17 protein-coding genes are annotated in these 14,630 nt (G+C 66.6%); 6 read left to right on the top strand and 11 right to left on the bottom strand.

Annotated elements, in window-relative coordinates; genetic code table 11:
* Window positions 1-36 precede the first annotated feature (36 nt).
* The 6 genes from P8T11_RS13955 to P8T11_RS13930 all read right to left on the bottom strand — a co-directional run bounded on the left by P8T11_RS13955 (window position 37) and on the right by P8T11_RS13930 (window position 4,974).
* On the bottom strand, window positions 37-405 hold the full coding sequence (locus P8T11_RS13955) for a cupin domain-containing protein (protein WP_268081388.1): 369 nt from the start codon (window positions 403-405) through the stop codon (window positions 37-39).
* A 151-nt stretch (window positions 406-556) separates the two neighbouring features.
* Window positions 557-1,390: an AraC family transcriptional regulator gene (locus tag P8T11_RS13950; RefSeq protein WP_268081389.1), complete on the bottom strand. Its 834-nt coding sequence runs from the start codon at window positions 1,388-1,390 to the stop codon at window positions 557-559.
* A 26-nt stretch (window positions 1,391-1,416) separates the two neighbouring features.
* Window positions 1,417-1,806 (bottom strand): VOC family protein, encoded by a 390-nt coding sequence (locus P8T11_RS13945; protein WP_268081391.1) that lies wholly within the window; start codon window positions 1,804-1,806, stop codon window positions 1,417-1,419.
* A 150-nt stretch (window positions 1,807-1,956) separates the two neighbouring features.
* A complete protein-coding gene (gene alkB, locus P8T11_RS13940; protein ID WP_268081392.1) occupies window positions 1,957-2,610 on the bottom strand; it encodes a DNA oxidative demethylase AlkB in 654 nt (217 codons plus the stop codon).
* Window positions 2,611-2,620: 10 nt separating this feature from the next.
* On the bottom strand, window positions 2,621-3,328 hold the full coding sequence (locus P8T11_RS13935; RefSeq protein WP_268081393.1) for a 2OG-Fe(II) oxygenase: 708 nt from the start codon (window positions 3,326-3,328) through the stop codon (window positions 2,621-2,623).
* Between the two features lie 101 nt (window positions 3,329-3,429).
* The gene (locus tag P8T11_RS13930) at window positions 3,430-4,974 is read right to left on the bottom strand and encodes a phospholipase D family protein (protein WP_268081394.1); all 1,545 of its coding nucleotides are present in this window, start codon (window positions 4,972-4,974) and stop codon (window positions 3,430-3,432) included.
* Between the two features lie 72 nt (window positions 4,975-5,046).
* Between P8T11_RS13930 and P8T11_RS13925 the strand changes: the two genes are divergently transcribed.
* Together P8T11_RS13925 and P8T11_RS13920 are read left to right on the top strand one after the other, a co-directional pair.
* A complete protein-coding gene (locus P8T11_RS13925; RefSeq protein ID WP_268081396.1) occupies window positions 5,047-5,616 on the top strand; it encodes a helix-turn-helix domain-containing protein in 570 nt (189 codons plus the stop codon).
* A gap of 7 nt (window positions 5,617-5,623) precedes the next feature.
* Window positions 5,624-6,166, top strand: a complete 543-nt coding sequence (locus P8T11_RS13920) for a GNAT family N-acetyltransferase (RefSeq protein WP_268081397.1) — start codon at window positions 5,624-5,626, stop codon at window positions 6,164-6,166.
* A gap of 70 nt (window positions 6,167-6,236) precedes the next feature.
* On the opposite strand, the gene P8T11_RS13915 is transcribed toward P8T11_RS13920, so the two are convergent.
* Both P8T11_RS13915 and P8T11_RS13910 read right to left on the bottom strand, forming a co-directional pair.
* Window positions 6,237-6,569, bottom strand: a complete 333-nt coding sequence (locus P8T11_RS13915; protein WP_006221349.1) for a hypothetical protein — start codon at window positions 6,567-6,569, stop codon at window positions 6,237-6,239.
* Between the two features lie 76 nt (window positions 6,570-6,645).
* Window positions 6,646-7,578: an alpha/beta fold hydrolase gene (locus tag P8T11_RS13910; RefSeq protein ID WP_268081398.1), complete on the bottom strand. Its 933-nt coding sequence runs from the start codon at window positions 7,576-7,578 to the stop codon at window positions 6,646-6,648.
* Window positions 7,579-7,691: 113 nt separating this feature from the next.
* On the opposite strand from P8T11_RS13910, the gene P8T11_RS13905 reads away from it, so the two are divergent.
* Window positions 7,692-8,579, top strand: coding sequence for a LysR family transcriptional regulator (locus tag P8T11_RS13905; RefSeq protein WP_268081399.1), 888 nt, complete (start codon window positions 7,692-7,694; stop codon window positions 8,577-8,579).
* Between the two features lie 203 nt (window positions 8,580-8,782).
* Window positions 8,783-9,604: an SDR family oxidoreductase gene (locus P8T11_RS13900; RefSeq protein ID WP_268081400.1), complete on the top strand. Its 822-nt coding sequence runs from the start codon at window positions 8,783-8,785 to the stop codon at window positions 9,602-9,604.
* Window positions 9,605-9,657: 53 nt separating this feature from the next.
* On the opposite strand, the gene P8T11_RS13895 is transcribed toward P8T11_RS13900, so the two are convergent.
* Complete coding sequence (locus P8T11_RS13895) at window positions 9,658-10,428, bottom strand: sulfite exporter TauE/SafE family protein (RefSeq protein ID WP_268081401.1); 771 nt, start codon at window positions 10,426-10,428, stop codon at window positions 9,658-9,660.
* A 241-nt stretch (window positions 10,429-10,669) separates the two neighbouring features.
* On the opposite strand from P8T11_RS13895, the gene P8T11_RS13890 reads away from it, so the two are divergent.
* Complete coding sequence (locus P8T11_RS13890) at window positions 10,670-11,632, top strand: LysR substrate-binding domain-containing protein (protein WP_268081402.1); 963 nt, start codon at window positions 10,670-10,672, stop codon at window positions 11,630-11,632.
* On the opposite strand, the gene P8T11_RS13885 is transcribed toward P8T11_RS13890, so the two are convergent.
* Window positions 11,553-12,908 carry an MATE family efflux transporter gene (locus P8T11_RS13885; protein WP_268082362.1) on the bottom strand — a complete coding sequence of 452 codons (1,356 nt, stop codon included), beginning with the start codon at window positions 12,906-12,908 and terminating at the stop codon, window positions 11,553-11,555. The genes P8T11_RS13890 and P8T11_RS13885 overlap by 80 nt on opposite strands.
* Before the next feature lie 239 nt (window positions 12,909-13,147).
* Between P8T11_RS13885 and P8T11_RS13880 the strand changes: the two genes are divergently transcribed.
* Window positions 13,148-13,624, top strand: coding sequence for a MarR family winged helix-turn-helix transcriptional regulator (locus tag P8T11_RS13880; protein ID WP_268081403.1), 477 nt, complete (start codon window positions 13,148-13,150; stop codon window positions 13,622-13,624).
* Window positions 13,625-13,634: 10 nt separating this feature from the next.
* Here P8T11_RS13880 and P8T11_RS13875 read toward each other — a convergent pair whose 3' ends face one another.
* Entirely contained in the window at window positions 13,635-14,546 is a 912-nt protein-coding gene (locus P8T11_RS13875; protein WP_268081404.1) for a DMT family transporter, read from the bottom strand.
* Window positions 14,547-14,630 lie beyond the last annotated feature (84 nt).

Raw genomic sequence — 14,630 nt, 5'->3', positions numbered from 1 at the left:
TCCTGGGGGGAATTCACGGTAGCAGAATCAAGGGACTCAGATCCAGACGTCGTTTGGCGCACTGCGCTCGCCGCCCTGGTCGCCGGTATTGGGCACGCCGCAGGGTTCAACCAGCATCAGATGCGCTTCTTCGACGGCACAGGGCTTGTGCTCCACGCCCTTGGGTATCACTGCCATTTCGCCGGGCCCCAGGTCGATGTGGCCGTCGCGCAGGTCGATGCGCAGCCGGCCGCTGACCACGATGAAGGTTTCGTCGGTGTCGGCATGGCTATGCCAGACGAAGTCGCCCTGCACCTTGACCACCTTGAATTGGTAGTCGTTCATCTGCGCGATGACCTTGGGGCGCCACTGCTCGGAAAACAGCGCAAGCTTGCTGGCGATATTGATGGCGGAAATGGGGGGCATGGTGGAACCTGGACAAGAAGAGAGACGCCCAGATTAAGGCGCGCCAAGGCATCGCGTCTTGTACGTTCTTGCAGGTTTGGGTGGGGGGTTGATTGGGGGGGGCGGGTTCAGGCGGTCTCAGGCCCAGGCGGGCTTTGTTGGCTGGCGCGGGCTAGGCGTGCAGCATGCGCCGCCACCGGTCGGGCGGCATGCCGTAGGTTTGCACATGGCGGCGGGTCAGGTGGCTTTGGTCGGTGAAACCGGCATGGGCCGCCGCGTCCGCCAAGGGCGTGCCGGTGGCGATCAGCCGGCGCGCCAGGTCGAGCCGGCGCAACATCACATAGCGGTAGGGGCTGGTGCCGAACAGCGCGCGGAAATCGCGCGACAGGCTCCAGCGGTCTTTCCCGGCCGCCGCCGCCAAGGCGTCCAGGGTGATGGTCGTGTCCAGCGAGGCATGGATGTAGTGGCGCGCGCGCTCGGCCGCCACATAGTCGAGCGGTCGTCGCCGGGTCTGGCGTCCCGTCCGTCGCCCCTCGGACCAGCCCGCCGCCGTGCAAAGCGCGTGGGCCAGGTCATACAGCGCGTCGTCTTCCTGCAAGGGGTCAAGCCGTTCCTGCGTGCTTTGCAACAGCGCGCCACTGGCGGCGTGCAGCCTGGCGTCGCCAGAGAGGCCGCCGGCGATGAACGGCAGCGGCCGGCCGCCCAGGATCTGCTGGATCAGCGCGGGTTCAACGTAGATCATGCGGTAGTGGAAGCCGGCTTCGGTGCCGGCCTGGCCGTCGTGCGGCTCATCGGGGTGCAGCACGATGGTGCCGCCGGGCAGGCTGTGCCGGAAGTCCCGGCGGTAATGGAAGCTTTGCACGCCCGACAAGGTGCGCCCGATGGCGTAGGTGTCGTGGCGGTGCATGTCGTAGCCATGACCACCGAAAAAGGCTTCGATGCGCTCCACGTGGCCGGAGGCGGCCGCGCGGAGAATCCAGTCCTGTTTCGGGTTGGCCAGGGTCATGGCGGTCTTGCTGGGTGCCAGGAGCGCTAGGGGCGCTTCATTTGCACCAGTATGAATTCATTGCCGTACAGGTCAATGAAGTGGGCATAAATGGTGCTGTCGTCATGGACGGGCTCCTTGGTGAAGCGCACCCCGCGCGCGGTGAAGCTGCTGTGGTCGCGCATGACGTCGTCGGTGTAGAACACCCCGACCGGCTGGCCGCCGGTCTGGTCGCCGACGCGGTCGCGCTGCGCCTGGGTCAGGGCTTGCAACAGCCAGACGCCCACGGCGGGCTGGGACGGCAGGCGCAGGTGCACGTAGCGCTGCTGGCCCACGGGCATATCTGCGAACACCTCCATGCCCAGCTTGTCTTGATAGAAGGAAATGGCGGTGTCGTAGTCGTTCACGAGAAGGACGAGACGGCCCAGCGAATGCATGTCAGGACTCTCTTTGAGGTTAAGCGTGCGGCTATGCTAACCCGGCCGCGCCGCTTTTCCCTCAAATGGCCCCGTGCAATGCTCTGGGGCGGGGTGGGGCCGGCTTGATGGCGGCCTGATGGCGGGTTTGCCACGGGGTGGGTGCCCGGCTCAGCCCGCCTTGCGCAAGGTGAAATTGATCCGCTGGCTGCCCAGCCGCGAGTGGGGCGTGTCCTTCATCGGCATCACGCCGTGATAGCGCAGCCGGTCTACCCCGCCCCAGACCACAACGTCGCCATGCAACAAGGCAACCCGCGCCGCCGGGTCCGTGCGCGCGTGGCCGCCGAACAGGAACAGGGCGGGCATGCCCAGCGACACCGACACGATGGGCGCGTTGTAATCCCGCTCGTTCTTGTCTTGGTGCAGCGACAGGCGCGCGCCGGGCTCGTAGCGGTTAACCAGGCACGCGTCGGGGGTAAACCCCGAAAAGCCCGCGTCGGCCGCGGCGGCCTGGGCCAGCCGTAGAAAGGCCTCGGGCAGATCGGGCCAGGGCTGGCCGGACAGCGGGTCGATGCGCGTGTAGCGGTAGCCCTGCGCGTCCGACGTCCAACCCCGCGTCCCGCAGTTGGTCAGCGCGACCGACATGGTGTAGCCGCCCGGCGTCTGCATGTGGCGAAACGGCGATTGCGCGGCCACGGCATCCACCCCTTGCAGCAACGCGTCCGCGTAGGGCAGCGCAAAGCCGCGCAGCACAAAGGATTGCGGGCCGATCTGCTCGCGGCCGTGCTGCGCGGTGTCGTCGTCGTTGAACAGATCCAGCGTCATGGCTTCTCGGCTACTGCGCGTCGTGAAAGATCAGGCCCAGCGTATGGCGTTGGCCGCTGCGCAGCGCGCTCACGCCGTGGCGCATCGCAACTTTGCGCCAACTGCGCGTACCCGGCACGGGCCGCTGGTTCACGGTGAAGATCAGCGCGTCGCCTTGTTGCAGGGGCAGCACCTCGGCGCGCTGCTCGCGGCTGCTGGTTTCCTGCATGACGAATTCGCCGCCCGTGAAATCCACGCCAGGGCGTGACAGCAGCACCGCCACTTGCAGGGGAAACACATGTTCACCGTACAGGTCTTGATGCAGGCAGTTGTAGTCGCCAGGGCCGTATTGCAGGATCAAGGGCGTGGGCCGCCGTTGCCCGGCGTCGTGGCAACGTTGCAGGAAGGTGGCGTGATCATCGGGGTATTGCACGGCAACGCCCATCTGCCGATTCCATCGGTTGGCGATGGGCGCCAGGCGGGGGTACAGCGCCGTGCGCAGGCCTTGCAGCAGGGGTGGCAGCGGGTAGGCGAAGTACTGATATTCGCCGCGCCCGAAGCCGTGCCGCGCCATCACGATACGGCTGCGGTAGCGGTCCGTGGCGGAATAGGCGTCGGCCAGCTCGGTGCATTGCGCGGGGGGCAACAGGCCGGGCAGGATCGCATTGCCGTACGCGTCCAGGGACTGCGTGACGGCGGTCCAGTCCAGGTCGGGCAAAGGCGGGCAGGGGGCGGTCATGATGGGGAGGTCAAGGCGGCTGTTGTGCTGAAAGGCAGCGGCTGAAAAAGATCAGTCTACGTCCACCACCGTCGCGGTGAACTCCGCTTGTTGCGATGGCGTCACAGCATGGATTCCAGCGGCAACAGCGACACGAACCACACCGTGAACCGCTTCCACGCCGACGTGCCCGGCTCGGTGTCGTGCCGCAGCGTCTTGCCGTCGCGCTGCTCCAGCCAGTACAAGCTGCCTTGCTCGTCCAGGCAGACCCGATACGCCACCTTGGGCACGCCTTCTCTAAAGGCCTCGGCAATGCGCCCCGCCATCGTGGGGCTGTCGATCACAAAGCCCAGTTCGGTGTTCAGCATGGCCGATCGCGGATCAAAGTTGAACGACCCGACAAAGACGCGCTGGCCGTCCACCGCGAAGGTCTTGGCGTGCAGGCTGGAACCCGAACTCCCAAACGGCCCCATGCTCTTGTTGCGCTCGGCCCCACCTGCTTTGCGCTTCATTTCATACAGCTCGACGCCACTGGCCAGCAGGTCCTTGCGGCGCTTGGCGTAGCCGGAATGCACCACCGCCACGTCGGTGGCCTCCAGGGCATTGGTCAGCACCCGCACCTTCACACCGTTTCGCGCCAGCCTTGCAAAGGACTGGGTGCCGTCCGCCGTCGGCACGAAATAGGGCGACACCAGTTCCATGTCTTGGGTGGGCGTGCCGATGATGTCGTAAAGCTGGTGCGGCAGCATGGCCTCGCGCGGCGCGGTGCCCAGCGTCTTGCGCGGGTCGTCGCTGACCATGCGGGTGTCGGCCCATTCCAGCTCCAGCTCGCCTTGCAGCAGTTGCTGGATGAACGGCAACTGCTTCAGGGCTTGGGCATACGTGGCGGCCTCGGGCGATCGCTCGACCTTGCTGGCCTGCTCTTCCAGCGCTTCCAGTTCGCCCGGCAAGGCCGGCTTCAGCAAGCGGTCCACCGGGTAGGCGGAATCGCTGGCCCAGTAGCGGTCGAAGTCCTGCGACACATCGTTGACCGCCGCACCGATTGCCAACACGTCCAGGTCGGTGAACAACACGCCGCTGCCCGCCCCAAAGTACTCATCGCCGATATTGCGACCACCGATGATGGTGGCCTGGTTGTCGGCGGTGAACGACTTGTTGTGCATGCGCCGGTTCAAGCGGCTGAAATCCGTGAGGTAACCCAAGGACTTGGGCCAGCGCAGCACAAAAGGGTTGTACAGCCGCACTTCAATATTGGGGTGCGTGTCGAGCGCGGCCAGCACCTTGTCCAGACCAGCCGTGCCGTTGTCGTCCAGCAGCAGGCGCACGCGCACCCCACGGTCGGCGGCTTCGTGCAACGCTTCCAGCAGCATGGTGCCCGTCATGTCGTTGTGCCAGATGTAGTACTGCACATCCAGGCTGCGCTCGGCCGCGCGCGCCAGCATCATGCGGGCGGCAAAGGCGTCGTGGGCATCGCTCAAGGGGTGGATGCCGGATTTTCCGGGATGAGCCGCCGCCCGAGGCGCAATGCCCCGACCCAGCGGCGTGGCGAGCGACTCGTCAGGCGTCAAGGCCTGCGATACGCTGCGCTTGTCCAACGGCGGCAGGGCGCAGCCGCCCAAAAACGATAGGCTAAGTAGGGACATGAGTAGGATTCTGGCCAAAGGCATGCCGTATTGTGCCGAAGTTTTATTTAAGATCCGATCTTGCTGGGTTTTCGTATGTGAGATAAATTCCCATATATGGAAAACATGCCCGTCGATACTGATCTGGACCGTCGCATCGCCCAGCGGCTGAAGGCGCTGCGGCAAGAACGCGGCTGGTCGCTGGACGAGCTTGCCGGCTTGGCGGGCGTCAGCCGCGCCACCTTGTCGCGCCTGGAAAATGCCGATGTCAGCCCCACCGCCGCCGTGCTCGGCAAGCTGTGCGCCGCGCACGGCCTGACCATGTCGCGCCTGATGATGATGGTGGAAGACGACTTCGCGCCGCTGGTGCCCGAACACGCGCAAGCCGTGTGGGTCGACGACAGCGCGGGCTTTCGCCGCCGTTCGGTATCCCCGCCCGCGCAGCAGCTGGCCGGCGAAGTCCTGGCATGCGAGCTGGCGCCCGGCTCCCGCATTGCCTACGACCAATCACCCCGGCCCGGCCTGGAACATCATCTGCTGATGCTGGAAGGCGAATTGAGCATCACCGTTGATGGGCAGTCGTACACCTTGGCGCCAGGCGATTGCCTGCGCTACCAACTGTTCGGCGCCAGCCTGTTCGCTACCCCGCCGCAACGCGGCGCCCGCTATCTGCTGTTCATCGTCTGAGCCCACCATGCCCCAAGACCACAACCGCCTTGAAGTGTCCCTGCTGACGGCCGACGGCGCAGAGGCCTGCCTGGCTGACCTGGCCGGCCTGCTGCACGCCTGCGTGCAGAACGGCGCCAGCGTCAACTTCGTCCTGCCGTTTTCAATGGACGACGCCAATGCCTTCTGGCGGGTCAAAGTACTGCCCGCGGTGGCGCAAGGCGGTTTGTCGTTGTGGATCGCGCGCGAGGGCGGCCGGCTGGCCGGCGCCGTGCAACTGGACTGCGATACGCCACCCAATCAACCGCATCGGGCCGAGATCCGCAAGCTGCTGGTCCACCCCGACTTCCGCCGCCGAGGCATCGCCCGCCGCTTGCTTAACGAAGCCGAAACGCAAGCCGTGACGCTGGGCCGCAGCCTGATCACCCTGGACACCCGCACAGGTGATAGCGCCGAACCCTTGTATACGTCGGCCGGCTATATCGCGATAGGACAAATCCCCGGCTTCAGCCGCGACCCGCACGACCCGGGCAAGGTGGATGCGACGACGATCATGTACAAGCGGGTTTGAACCTGGGCCCGATCGAGTCAAATCTGGCCCGTTTGCCCTGCGGCGCACCGCAGGGCGGGGCTTTTCTCCATCAAGCCAGTGGCTTGATCCCCACGCTGTACGGGGGGGCGTTGCCGCGTGCGGGGGCCTTGATTTTCAGCATCGAGCCGCCGGGGGTGAACTCGAATTCCTGGAACGGCACTTCAAACCACTGGTGAAAGCTGGTGCGCGAGAACTCGGGCACCCAGACCTTGGGGCGCTTGGCATCGCAGTGGAATTCGACCAGGGTGCGGTCGATGCCCAGCGGACGGGTGTTGCCAATGCGGTAGCTGACGCGCAGCTCGGCGCTTTCGGTCGAGCCGGGGCGCCAGGTCAGGCCGATGGATTCCATGAATTGTTCAATCGCCTGAATGCCGCGATGCATAGTTGACTCCGAATGCTGTCGGGCGCGCTACGCGCCCACAAAAATCCGCCGCGTTGCGCGGCGGGAAACAGACGGATTATCCGCCATTCCGTGGCGGGCTGCCCGGCGGGGTGGCATTCCCGGGTGTCGCGCAGAACCGCAGGATGGCATCCGCCACGGCCTGCGGGGCTTCCCGCTGCGGGAAATGGCCTACGCCGTCCAGGACTTGGCGTTCATAAGCGCCGCTGAAAAAGTGTTCCTTGCCCTCGGACGTGGCGGGGTGGTTGCAGGCGTCGGCGCCACCGTGCAGCACCAGGGTGGGTACCGTCAAGACGGGCGCGGGCGTGAGTTGGGCTGTGTCGGCTGCGTAGGCCGGCTCGCCCTCGGCGTGCCCCCAGCGTTGCCGGTAGGAATGCAGCACGATGTCGGCCCAGTCGGGGTTGTCGAACGCGCGCGCCGCTTCCTCGAAATCGGCCTGCGTGTACCAGACGCCGGGCGACCAGGTGTCCCACATCATGCGGGCAAAGGCCTGGCGGTCGTCGCGCACGGTGGCCGCGCCCCGGGGCGTGGCCATGTACCAGTGGTACCAATAGTTGCGCGCCTGCGTAAGCGGCAGTACCTGGTTCGGGTCGTTGGTGCCGTAGCCCACCGACAGCAGTATCAGTTGCGTCGCCACGCCGGGCCGCAGGCCGCAGGCGTTGGCGGCGGCGCGCGCGCCCCAATCGTGGCCGACCAGCGTGGGGCGGTCCAAGGCCAGCGCGTCGATGAAGTCCAGCAGATCGCGCCCCAGCGCGGCTAGCTCGCCACTGCGTGGCGTGGCGGCGTGCCGAAAGCGCGTCGGTCCAAAGCCACGCAGCGCGGGGCACAGCACGCGGTAGCCTTCCGCGGCCAAGCGTGTCGCGACAGGATTCCAGCATTCCGGACTGTCCGGCCAGCCATGTACCAGCACGGCGGTGCGCGACCCGGCGGGGTTCCATTCCAGGTAGGCGATATCCAGCAAGGGGGTTTGGACCTGGGCGTAGGCGGACATGGCGGTGGCTCCTTGGGTTGCGATGATGCGGTCACGATACCCGGTCGAGTTGTCATGATTGGTGATGAATGAAGGTCTATTATCAACACTTCGTGAATTAACAGGCGATAGCGATGGACACCCTCAACGACACGGCAGGCGCAGTGCTGGACCTGACCTTGTTGCGCACCTTTATCGAAGTGGTCGACTGCGGCGGCTTTGCGCTGGCCGCCGATGCGCTGGCGTTGACGCCGTCGGCGGTCAGCGGCCACATCAAGCGGCTTGAAATGCTGGCCGGCGCCACGCTGCTTGCGCGCACCACGCGCAGCTTCGAACTGACGCCCCCCGGTCAGACGCTGTACGCCTACGCCCGCAACATCGTCGACCTGGAACGCGAGGCCCGCGCCCGCTTGAGCGGCGCGCGTTTGAAGGGGCGCTTGCGGATCGGTTCGTCCGAGGACTTCGCGGGCGCATGGCTGGCGCACGTGCTGCAAGCCTTTCATCGGGCGCACCCGGATGCGTCGATCGAGCTGAAGGTGGGCATCACCGCCGACCTGCTGCGCCAGCAGGCGCGCGGCAAGCTGGACGTGGTCTTCGGCAAGCAATGTGCGCGCGTGCAAGACGAGGGCGAACTGCTGTGGGAAGAGGATTTGGTGTGGGCCTGGGGCGATGACCAACCGTGGGATCCTGATGCGTCCGTGCCCTTGGCGGTGTTTCCGGATCCGTGCGTGTACCGCGCGGCGGCCATCACGGTCCTCTCGCAGGCCGGCAAGCCGTGGCTGCCGGCGTTTGAAAGCGGCAGCATGGCGGGCTGCCTGGCCGCGGCACAGGCGGGCTTTGCCGTGGCGCCAGTGGCGCGCAGCCAGTTGCGCGAGGGCCTGCGCGCCTTGTCGCGCGAGGACGGCATGCCTGATTTGCCGGCGGCGCGCTTCTACGCCTACCTGCGTTCAGAAGAATCCGCGGTGCAGGGTTTGGTGGCGGCGGTTCGGCAGACCGGGCAACGGCGGCGGTTTTCGCGCTGAGTTTCGCGCCGACCCCGGCGCCGCATCAACGTAGGAATAGGCAGGTTTCCAGCAAGAACGAGACTGTACGCGCCCACGCTCGATTCTTAATATCCCTTCCAGGCTTGGGGTCGATGCTTTCGTCACGGAATGCATGGTCCCGAGCCGGCCGCCAGGCATCTTGCCGGAGGCCGCAAGCACGACAAGCAAGGGAAGGGAATCGCATGAAATCCGAAAAAATCTGGTTGGTGACGGGCGCATCGACGGGCCTGGGCCTGGCATTGGTGCGGATGCTGCTGGACCTGGGACACAAGGTGGCGGCGACGTCGCGGGATGGCGATGCATTGCTGGACGCGGTGGGCGCGAAGCTGGAAGGCCAGTTTCTGCCGTTGACGGTGGACGTGGCCGATGAGCGCAGCGTGCGCCGCGCGGTGGCCGCCACCATGGCCGCCTTCGGCCGTGTGGATGTGCTGGTGAACAACGCGCGCGCGGCATGCCCGGGCTCGCTGGATGAGTTGTCCGACGCCGACGTGCGCGCCGCGTTTGATATCAATGTCTTCGGCGCGCTCAACATGATCCGCGCGGTGCTGCCGCGCATGCGGTCGCAGGGCAGCGGGCATGTCATCAATGTCTCGTCGATCCTGGGCTTTGATGGCAGGCATGCCGAGTGGGGCGCTTACAGTGCCGCCAAGTTCGCGGTGTGCGGCATGACCGAGGCGTTGGCGGCGCAAGCCGCGCCGTGGGGCGTGCGCGTGTCGCTGGTCTATCCGGGCGCCATGCGGGCGGTATCGCCGCGTGATGGCGGCGGCTCTCCCGAACGGGCCGCGCGCGCAGTCCAGGCGCATGACGGCGGCGATGCGGCCAAGGCGGCGCAGGCGCTGATTCAGGCGGCAGAGGCGCAGTACGCGCCGCTGCATCTGTTTCTGGGGCGCGATGCGTTTGACCAGGCGCGCGGCAAGATCCAATCGGTGCAGCAGGAACTGGCGCGCTGGCGCGACATGTCGGTGTCCATTGGCTTCGTGGATGAGCGGCGCCTGGCGGCATGACGGGCGGGGCGCATTGGGCGCGGTGGGCAGTCAAACCGCGCGCTGATCGCGGCTTAGCCCGTCCAGCCCTGGGCCACCTGCCACGCGCCCAGCAAGGCCAGGCTGATCATGAAAAACAGCTTGAATGTGCGGGCAGACAGCTTGCCCCGCAGCCATTGCCCCAGCGCCATGCCGGCCAGCGCGGGCAGCAGCATCAGCAGGGATGCGCTGGCCGCGCCCGGGCTGTAGCCGCCGTTGACCCACAGGCCCGCCGCCAGCGCCAAGGTCGACACCGTGAATGAAATGCCCATGGCCTGGATCAATCCGTCCTTGCCCAGGTTCAAGGCTTGCAGGTAGGGCACGGCGGGGATCACGAACACCCCGGTGGCCGCCGTGATCACGCCGGTGATCGTGCCCACCAGCGCGCCCAGCACACGCTCGTGCCGGCGCGGCACGCTGGGCGGCGATCCAAACAGGCCCCACGCGGCATAGGCAATCAGCGCCAGCCCCAGGCAGACACTGGACCAACGCCCGCTGGGCGCGCCCAGCCACATCGCACCGGCCAGCGTTCCCACGCACACGCCGACCTGCATGGTGCCGATGCGCCGCAGCGTAGGCGCCAACATGGGCCAGGGGCGCGCCTGCCACAGGTTGGTGATCAAGGACGGCACGATCAGCAAGGCGGCGGCTTGCGCGGGCGCCATCACCAAGGCCAGCAATGCCATGGAAATGGTGGGCAGCCCCAAGCCCACCACGCCCTTGACCACACCGGCCAGGACGAACACGGACACGACGGCGGCCAGTATTGCCGGGGTGCCGCCGGGCAGGAGATCCATCGTCGTCATGTCGCCGCCATGTGGCGGGTAGGGCTATGGTCTTGCCTGATGCTGGCGACGAATGCGCGGTGGTCAGCAGGGCAGGCGTGCTTGCCGGCCGGATATCGGCTTGGAATGGAAATCGTCATTTTATAAGGCTATTCAAGTCATCGACAGACGAATTCTGCGCCGCAATGCGCCGCCGTCAGTATCGGGATCTTGCATAGCCATCCTATGGCTGAGCCATAGGCTCGCGTGCTACGCTGGCCGCATGCGATTCGACCTGACCGACCTTCGTCTTTTCCTCAACGTGCAGGAATCGGGCTCCATCACAGCGGGCGCCAAGCGCAGCCATATGACGCTGGCGTCGGCCAGCGAGCGCATCCGGGGCATGGAGGGCGACCTGGGCGTGCCGCTGTTGCTGCGCGCGCATCGCGGCGTGGAACCCACCCCGGCCGGCCAGACGCTGGCGCACCATGCGCGCGTCGTGCTGGCGCAGATCGACCGCATGCGCGGCGAACTCGATCATTTTGGCCACGGCCTGAAAGGGCACGTGCGCGTGCTGTGCAACACCACTGCCTTAAGCGAATACCTGCCGCCCGTGCTGGGCGATTTTCTGCGCGACCATCCCCGCGTGTCAGTGGACCTGGAAGAAAAGCCCAGCCTGGAAATCGCCGATGCCTTGCGCGCGGGCACCTGCGATATCGGCGTGCTGGCGGACTCGGCGGACCTGCATGGGCTGCACACCCAGACCTTCCGCCATGATCCGCTGACCGTGATCGTGCCGCGCGGCCATGCGCTGGCGCAGCGTTCGTCCGTCATGCTGAGCGAGGTGGCGGACGAGGATTTTGTGGGGCTGGTCGAAGGCAGCGCCTTGCAAGACCATATTGCGCACCATGCGCGGAGAAGCGGCAAGGTGTTGTCGTACCGCGTGCGTTTGCGCGGCTTCGATGCCGTGTGCCGGATGGTGGGGCAGGGCGTGGGCATCGCGATCGTGCCGCGCGTGGCCGCCGTGCGCCTGGGGCGTGCGGCGGGCGTGCAGCGAGTGACTTTGGCCGACGCCTGGGCCGCGCGCGACCTGGTGCTGTGCGTGCGTGACGCACTGCCGGCATACGCCGCCGAACTGGTGGCGTACGCGCTGCGCGATGCGCCGCCTACGAACGCGCCAAGGGGCGGGCCTTTTGCAGATGGCCCGGCGCGAACCACGAGCCGGAAGCGACCGCGGCCAGGATGATCAAGCCGTACAGGCACATCGCCACGGCCGCCACCAGGAAGAACACCGTCAGCGACCCGGTCAGGTGCAGCGCGATGGCGCCCGCGCCCACCGCCGTCGCCAGGCGCAGGCCGCCGGCCACCAGCGGCCACTTCAAACGCCCCGCGCCTTGCGAGGCGAAGTACATCGAAAACCCCAACGCAAAGAACCCGTACACAGGGCCGACGGTGCGCAGGTAGTCGGCGCCGGCTTGCAGCATGTGGTCTTCGGCGCCGAACAGCCGCAGCCAGGCCTCTGGAAAAATCGCCGCCGTCAGTCCGATGGTTTCTGCCAGCACGAAGGCCATGGCGCCACCGGTCAACGCGATACGCATGGCGCGCTCGGGCCGCCCCGCGCCGATGTTGGAGGCCACCATGGCGACCATGGGTGCGCCCAGCCCGAAGGCAATGGGCATCAGCAGATATTCCAGGCGCACGGCAATGCCGTAGCCGGCCACCGCGGCCGTGCCGGCATAGGCGCCGACCAAGGCCGCCGTTAGCGCCACCACGGCATTGGTCAGCAGCGGGTTCAGGGTGGCCAATGCGCCTACGCTAAGAATGCTGCGCATCAATGTCCAGTGCAGCCGGCTGATGACCAGCCGCGCGGGGTTGCGGCCGCTGGCGCAGTAGAGGCCCAGGATCAGCGCGCCCACGCCGTAGTAGATGACCAGTGCCCAGCCGCCGCCCGCCACGCCCAGCGCGGGAAACGGACCCCAACCGAAGATCAGGCAGGGCGACAAGGGAACCAGCAGCAAGGCCCCGCCGCAGATCACCGCGCCCGGTACCAGCATGTTGCCCGTGCCCCGGATGACGCTGGCAAAAGCGTTCATCAGCCACATCAGGACGATGCCGCCGAAGATCACGTTGGAATACGTCAGCGCGGCGTCCAGCGCTTCGCCTTGCGCGCCCAGCGCGCGATACAACTGCGGCCCGAAGGCCAGCATCAGCACACAGAAGAGCATGCCCAGAATCGCGTTGAGCACCACGGCGTGCAGCACCAGTTGGTCGGCCTCCTGCCGGCGCCCGCCGCCCAGCGCGCGCGCCACCGCCGCGGAAATGCCGCCTCCCATTGCGCCTTGCGACATGTTGCCCATCAGGAACAGCACCGGCACCACCAGCGCCACGCCAGCCAGCACCGAGGTGCCCAGCCGCGCCAGGAACCAGGTTTCGATCAGGCTGGTGGCGGACTGCGCCGTCATCATCAATATATTGGGCCAGGCCAGCCGGGCCAGCGTGGGGGCGATTGGCGCTTCAAGCATGGCTTGCAGGCGCGCGTTGGCGGAGCTTGCCGTGGGGGAGGGTGATGGGGGGCTGGCAGGCATGAGCGTAGGCCGGAATGGAGTGCGATAAAATTTACGTGCATATGCCAGTATCTGTCAAGAATGGGCTGGACGACAGCCCGCCCCGGAAGTAGGGTATTGACCAGCCTGATTCGGTTTGCCTTCGCCTTTGTCCTTGTCCTTGTCCTTGTCCTTGTTGTTGTTCTATTCCTGCCCCCATGTCCGACGTTGAACCCTCTGCCCTTGCCACCATCACGGACCCGCTGGTCTGCAATGGCGCCGCCTTGCGCAAGGCGACCCGGCGCGTGTCGCAGTTGTATGACACGGTGCTTGCGCCCTGCGGCTTGAAGGTGTCGCAGCATTCCATCCTGATCCACATCGCCCGCGCGGGCTCGCCGTCCATGACCGACCTGGCGCGCGCGCTGGTCCTGGATCGCTCGGCGCTGGCGCACAATCTGAAGCCGCTGGAACGAGACGGTTATGTGGCAATGTCGCGCGACGAGCGCGATGGCCGCAGCCGCCGCGTGGCGCTGACCGAGGCTGGCCGCGCCAAACTTGCCGAGTCCAAACGCCTGTGGAAAGATGCGCAGCGTCGTTTCGAAGCGGCCTATGGCGCTGAACGCGCCGCCGCGTTGCGGCATGCGCTGGCCGATATTTTTTCCGACGAGTTCGCGCTGGCGTTTAGCCGTGGGTAGTGTTCAGTGCTTAGTGCTTGGTGGCCGACGGCTCGCGGCCGGAGCGCGTGGCCAGGCCCTGCATCAACACGCCGCCCAGCACGCATCCCATGCCTGCTGCTTGGGCAAGCGTGACCGATTCACCCAGCACGCTGGCGGCCAGCAGCACCGCGCACACCGGCGCCAGCGCGGTGAATAGCGCCGCTTCCGAACCGCGCACGCGCGCAGCACCCGCGTACCAGAGCAGGAAGCCTCCCACCGTGGGTACCAGCGCGTAATAACCCACCGCCAGCACGGCGTCGGCCGACACGTTCAACGTCCAAGGCGATTCGGCCACGCTGGCCAGCGCGGAAAAGGCCAGGCCGAATCCCGCCATCACCGTCGATAGCGCCAGCGGCGGCACGGGCACGCGCAAGCGTTTGTTGAGCAGGATGAACAGCCCTTCGCACACCACTGCGCCCAGAATCAGCGCATTGCCGGTCCACGATGCGGCCCGATCCGCGTTTGCCCCACTGCGAGCCATGAGCCAGACGCCGAATGCCGCCATGGCTATGGCGCCCAGCGTGGCCTTGCCGGGGCGTTCGCCCAGCACCAGCACGGCGATGGCGGCGGACACCAGCGGCAAGGTGCCCAGGATGATGCCGCCATCCACCGCCGAGGCGCGTTGCAGGCCGGCGATCAACAGGGTCGTATAGCCCACGCTGCCGGCAATGGCCTGTGCCGCCAGCAGCAGCCAATCGCGCTTTTGCAGGCGGGGTAATCGCGCCCCGGTGGCCGCCATCAGCAGGGCCAGGCAGGGCAGCGCAATGGCGAACCGCAGCGCGGTGGCCGTGAATGGCGGCATGCCCGCCCCGATGATCTTGCTGGCGATGACCGTGCTGCCCACCAGCGCCATGGCCGCTGCCAGAAAGCCATAACCCCACATGCGTTTGTTCGTGTCCATTGCCGTGCCATGCGTGGAAAGCACGCAGCGTAGGACGGACGGGCGCGGCCGGTCTTGAACGAAATTGCGGCGGGTGAATGCGGG

Origin of the sequence: Achromobacter spanius, from assembly GCF_029637605.1 — a bacterium.
Taxonomy (GTDB): Bacteria; Pseudomonadota; Gammaproteobacteria; order Burkholderiales; family Burkholderiaceae_B; genus Achromobacter; species Achromobacter spanius_E.
This window is presented reverse-complemented; position numbering and strand designations above follow the sequence as displayed.

Excerpts from the sequence above, each read along its gene's own strand:
- P8T11_RS13955 (WP_268081388.1), bottom strand. The coding sequence starts at position 405 with ATGCCCCCCATTTCCGCCATCAATATCGCCAGCAAGCTTGCGCTGTTT.
- P8T11_RS13950 (WP_268081389.1), bottom strand. The coding sequence starts at position 1,390 with ATGACCCTGGCCAACCCGAAACAGGACTGGATTCTCCGCGCGGCCGCC.
- P8T11_RS13945 (WP_268081391.1), bottom strand. The coding sequence starts at position 1,806 with ATGCATTCGCTGGGCCGTCTCGTCCTTCTCGTGAACGACTACGACACC.
- alkB (WP_268081392.1), bottom strand. The coding sequence starts at position 2,610 with ATGACGCTGGATCTGTTCAACGACGACGACACCGCGCAGCACGGCCGC.
- P8T11_RS13935 (WP_268081393.1), bottom strand. The coding sequence starts at position 3,328 with ATGACCGCCCCCTGCCCGCCTTTGCCCGACCTGGACTGGACCGCCGTC.
- P8T11_RS13930 (WP_268081394.1), bottom strand. The coding sequence starts at position 4,974 with ATGCCTTTGGCCAGAATCCTACTCATGTCCCTACTTAGCCTATCGTTT.
- P8T11_RS13925 (WP_268081396.1), top strand. The coding sequence starts at position 5,047 with ATGGAAAACATGCCCGTCGATACTGATCTGGACCGTCGCATCGCCCAG.
- P8T11_RS13920 (WP_268081397.1), top strand. The coding sequence starts at position 5,624 with ATGCCCCAAGACCACAACCGCCTTGAAGTGTCCCTGCTGACGGCCGAC.
- P8T11_RS13915 (WP_006221349.1), bottom strand. The coding sequence starts at position 6,569 with ATGCATCGCGGCATTCAGGCGATTGAACAATTCATGGAATCCATCGGC.
- P8T11_RS13910 (WP_268081398.1), bottom strand. The coding sequence starts at position 7,578 with ATGTCCGCCTACGCCCAGGTCCAAACCCCCTTGCTGGATATCGCCTAC.
- P8T11_RS13905 (WP_268081399.1), top strand. The coding sequence starts at position 7,692 with ATGGACACCCTCAACGACACGGCAGGCGCAGTGCTGGACCTGACCTTG.
- P8T11_RS13900 (WP_268081400.1), top strand. The coding sequence starts at position 8,783 with ATGAAATCCGAAAAAATCTGGTTGGTGACGGGCGCATCGACGGGCCTG.
- P8T11_RS13895 (WP_268081401.1), bottom strand. The coding sequence starts at position 10,428 with ATGACGACGATGGATCTCCTGCCCGGCGGCACCCCGGCAATACTGGCC.
- P8T11_RS13890 (WP_268081402.1), top strand. The coding sequence starts at position 10,670 with ATGCGATTCGACCTGACCGACCTTCGTCTTTTCCTCAACGTGCAGGAA.
- P8T11_RS13885 (WP_268082362.1), bottom strand. The coding sequence starts at position 12,908 with ATGCTTGAAGCGCCAATCGCCCCCACGCTGGCCCGGCTGGCCTGGCCC.
- P8T11_RS13880 (WP_268081403.1), top strand. The coding sequence starts at position 13,148 with ATGTCCGACGTTGAACCCTCTGCCCTTGCCACCATCACGGACCCGCTG.
- P8T11_RS13875 (WP_268081404.1), bottom strand. The coding sequence starts at position 14,546 with ATGGACACGAACAAACGCATGTGGGGTTATGGCTTTCTGGCAGCGGCC.